General features: G+C 58.4%; 1 protein-coding gene, 2 pseudogenes and 1 other annotated feature. Of the genes and pseudogenes, 2 read left to right on the top strand and 1 reads right to left on the bottom strand.

The genetic code is table 11. The features are described from left to right. Positions 1–308: 308 nt before the first annotated feature. Positions 309–1,637, top strand: a pseudogene (locus tag BMI01S_RS44385) (IS3 family transposase). Continuing rightward, positions 599–715 (top strand) — a sequence feature (AL1L pseudoknot). It overlaps the preceding pseudogene by 117 nt. 11 nt (positions 1,638–1,648) lie before the next feature. On the opposite strand, the pseudogene BMI01S_RS36495 reads toward BMI01S_RS44385, so the two are convergent. After that, positions 1,649–2,101: pseudogene (locus BMI01S_RS36495) on the bottom strand (IS6 family transposase). Between the two features lie 343 nt (positions 2,102–2,444). On the opposite strand from BMI01S_RS36495, the gene BMI01S_RS36490 reads away from it, so the two are divergent. After that, positions 2,445–2,972, top strand: a complete 528-nt coding sequence (locus BMI01S_RS36490) for an ectoine synthase (protein WP_244145520.1) — start codon at positions 2,445–2,447, stop codon at positions 2,970–2,972. The last annotated feature ends 262 nt before the right edge of the window (positions 2,973–3,234 follow it).

The raw sequence follows: 3,234 nt of genomic DNA, 5'->3' as shown, positions 1-3,234 counted from the left end.
TGCTAGGTCGTGATCGACGAGGACGCTGCGCCTATTGACAGTTTCCGTCCGAAAGCACGACAAATTTAATATGTTCTACGGGCTCCGCGAGCACGGGCCCCACGAAGGCGTCGCGAATACACCATGCGCTCGTCCGGGGTGACAGTTGCCAAAGAAGGCAGCATGATCGAGGCAGCGTTTGAGCGTTTGAGCGTGTCAGCGTGGCGCAAGAGCTTGCTTTAGTCAGGTTCGCATGTAAACCGACGTCGGCAGAGAACTTGAAGCGCCCCGGGTTTTCCGGAGACTCCACTTCTTGAGAAAATGGAGCTATGGAAAACACCAAGAAGAAGTCCCCAAGGTACTCGCCGGAAGTTCGTGAGCGGGCTGTGCGAATGGTGCTGGAACATCAGGGCGACCGCGAATCGCAATGGAAGGTGATCGCGTCGATCGCGGCGAAGTTCGGCTGCTCGGGCGAGACGCTGCGTAGCTGGGTTCGCAAGGAGGAGCGGAATCGGGGTTTGCGCCCGGGCACCAGCACACTGGAGCAGGATCGGCTCAAGGAACTGGAACGGGAGAACCGTGAGCTGCGCCAAGTTAATGAAATCCTGCGGAAGGCTTCAGCGTATTTCGCACAGGCGGAGCTCGACCGCCGACCGAAGTGATGATCACGTTCATCGATGATCACCGGCACGTCTACGGGGTCGAGCCGATTTGCAGGGTACTGCCTATCGCGCCGTCGACGTACTACACCCATGTGGGCCGTCGCGCCAATCCTGAGTTGGTGCCGCCGCGGGCTCAGCGCGACAGGATGCTCACGGATGAGATCCGGCGCGTGTGGGAAGAAAACTTCCAGGTCTATGGCGCAGACAAGGTCTGGACGCAATTGAAGCGCGAAGGCATTGTCGTGGCGCGCTGCACGGTCGAGCGGTTGATGAAGCAGATGGGCCTGCGCGGCGTGGTGCGCGGCAAGACGATACGCACGACAGTGAGCGATGGCTCGACGCCGTGCCCGAAGGATCTGGTGAAGCGGCAATTCACGGCCGAACGACCCAATGCGCTGTGGGTGTCAGATTTTACCTATGTATCGAGCTGGCAAGGCTTCGTCTATGCTGCCGGTCGCACCTAACCTGCTGCAACGGGACTTCTCTCCGGCGAAGCCCGATCAGGTCTGGACGACGGACATCACCTATCTCTGGACCGACGAGGGCTGGCTGTACCTGACGGTCATCCTGGACTTGTTCAGTCGTCAGGTCGTGGGATGGTCGCTCAAGCCGCATATGCGCACGGAGCTGGTTTCTGACGCGTTGCGAATGGCGTGGTTCCGGCGTCGGCCGGAGGCCGGACTGATCGTGTATAGCGACCGTGGGAGCCAGTATTGCAGCGCCGAGTTCCAGGACCTGCTCAAGCGTTACGGCATGCGCAGTTCGATGAGCCGCCGCGCAAATTGTTGGGACACGCCGACGGAGAGCCTGTGGGGATCGCTGAAGCAGGCCCGCATTCACGGTCAACGCTTTGCGACGCGTCGCGAGGCGATGGACGAGGTGCTCGACTGGATGAGCTTCTACAATCATGGGCGTCTGCACTCGACGTTGAACTACGTCAGTCCGATGCAATTTGAACAAAACTGGCACGCCGCCCAACGAAAGCAAGCGGCATAATAAACGCTCGGTTAGCGGATACGAAATTCGCGGGCAACGTCAGTCGTCACGGTGTCGAGTTCGCCATTGTGGTCGATTGCCTTTTCGAAATAGGCCCGGGCCGCAGCCTTGTCCCGTCGGGCTCGCAGCAGAAAATCAACTGTGTTGCCTGCCTTGTCGACAGACCGATAGAGATACCGCCACTCACCCCTGATGCGAATTTAGGTCTCGTCCATCCTCCAGCTTTTGCCGACCGTCCGTTTGCGCCGTCCAAACGCCGTCTCCAGGCCCGGCAACAGTTTGAGTGCCCAAAGATGAACGGTCGAATGATCGACCGCAATCCCGCGCTCGGCCATCATCTGTTCAAGATGGCGCAGGCTCAGCGGATAAGCCACGTACCACCGAACGCACAGCAACATCACGTCCAGCGGGTAATGCAAGCGTTTGAGTACTTTTCCCACACCCGGACTCAGCTTCTTGGTCATCGATCACGTCACGCATTAAGGCCCTGAGCTGTGTCTCGTTTAAGACATCGATGTCGCAAGTGTGACGGCCGGACGCCAGCTAGCGCGCCGAGAGGCGCCTTGTTTTCTCAGGTGTTTTCAGAAAGTCGTTGGCACATCGGTTGCTTGAGAGCAATCCGTTGACCATAACAATCTAGCAACTCACTTCTAGGAGTTCAGATGAAACTTGCTCGATCGATACTGATGCTGCCACTGCCGCCGCGCGCACATCGTGGCTAGGTCTCACATCCCATGATTGGGTTATCAAGGTTGGGCTACGGCTCCCCGGCGAGGTCTGGACGGTTCCGTATCAGGAATGGGGCGAATGGCAGTGGAGGACATGGGTTGGCAGGTTCTTGCCGGCCTGCCCCATCCCAAAAGCCATACCTTGGTTTTCCGCTTCGGGAGCGCGCGGAAGCCGCGCTTCTACAAGAGACTTGAACCTGTATTCTTGCGATCAAACAATATGATTGTGCGTAGCCTGAACGATGTTGAAGCGACCGACCACTTCGTCGATTGGGGCAATGGTACTAGCCACCGCCTCCTGACGGCTAAGGACGGCATGGGCTTTAGCATCTGCCACACCGTAGTGCGCGCTAACACGGTCTCATTTTTGCAATACCGCAGCCACCTCGAGGCTTGCTACTGCATCGCCGGAGAGGGCGAGGTGGAGGACATGGAAGGCAATGTCTTCGCCATTCGCGAGGGCGACATGTATGTGCTTGACAAGCATGACAAGCATTTTCTGCGCGGGGCGCGGGACAAGGACATGATCCTCGTTAGTATCTTCAACCCGCCTCTCAACGGAACCGAGTGCCACAACCTTAACGACCCGACAGGCTCGGCATATTAAGCAACGTGAAACGCCTTCGGGCTTGCCTGGCGGCCATTTGGTTAGAGTTATGCTGCCATGCTTGGTTGTCCGGCATGGCGTGGGCGGCCTCGGCTGGGGGAATATTTGCGTTGGACTCCAAGAGCCGTCGGTTGTTGACCAATCGACCTATTGACCGCAAATCAAGCACCTCGCCCCAAGGGGCGGGGTATGAACTGCGCTTCTGCAACTGCCGATCTTCGATCGGCCTTCGCCGCAACCGGCGAAGCGACCGCAGGCGCGG

This window comes from Paraburkholderia mimosarum LMG 23256 = NBRC 106338 (genome assembly GCF_000739815.1).
GTDB lineage: Bacteria > Pseudomonadota > Gammaproteobacteria > Burkholderiales > Burkholderiaceae > Paraburkholderia > Paraburkholderia mimosarum.
This window is presented reverse-complemented; position numbering and strand designations above follow the sequence as displayed.

Excerpts from the sequence above, each read along its gene's own strand:
- BMI01S_RS36490 (WP_244145520.1), top strand. The coding sequence starts at position 2,445 with ATGGCAGTGGAGGACATGGGTTGGCAGGTTCTTGCCGGCCTGCCCCAT.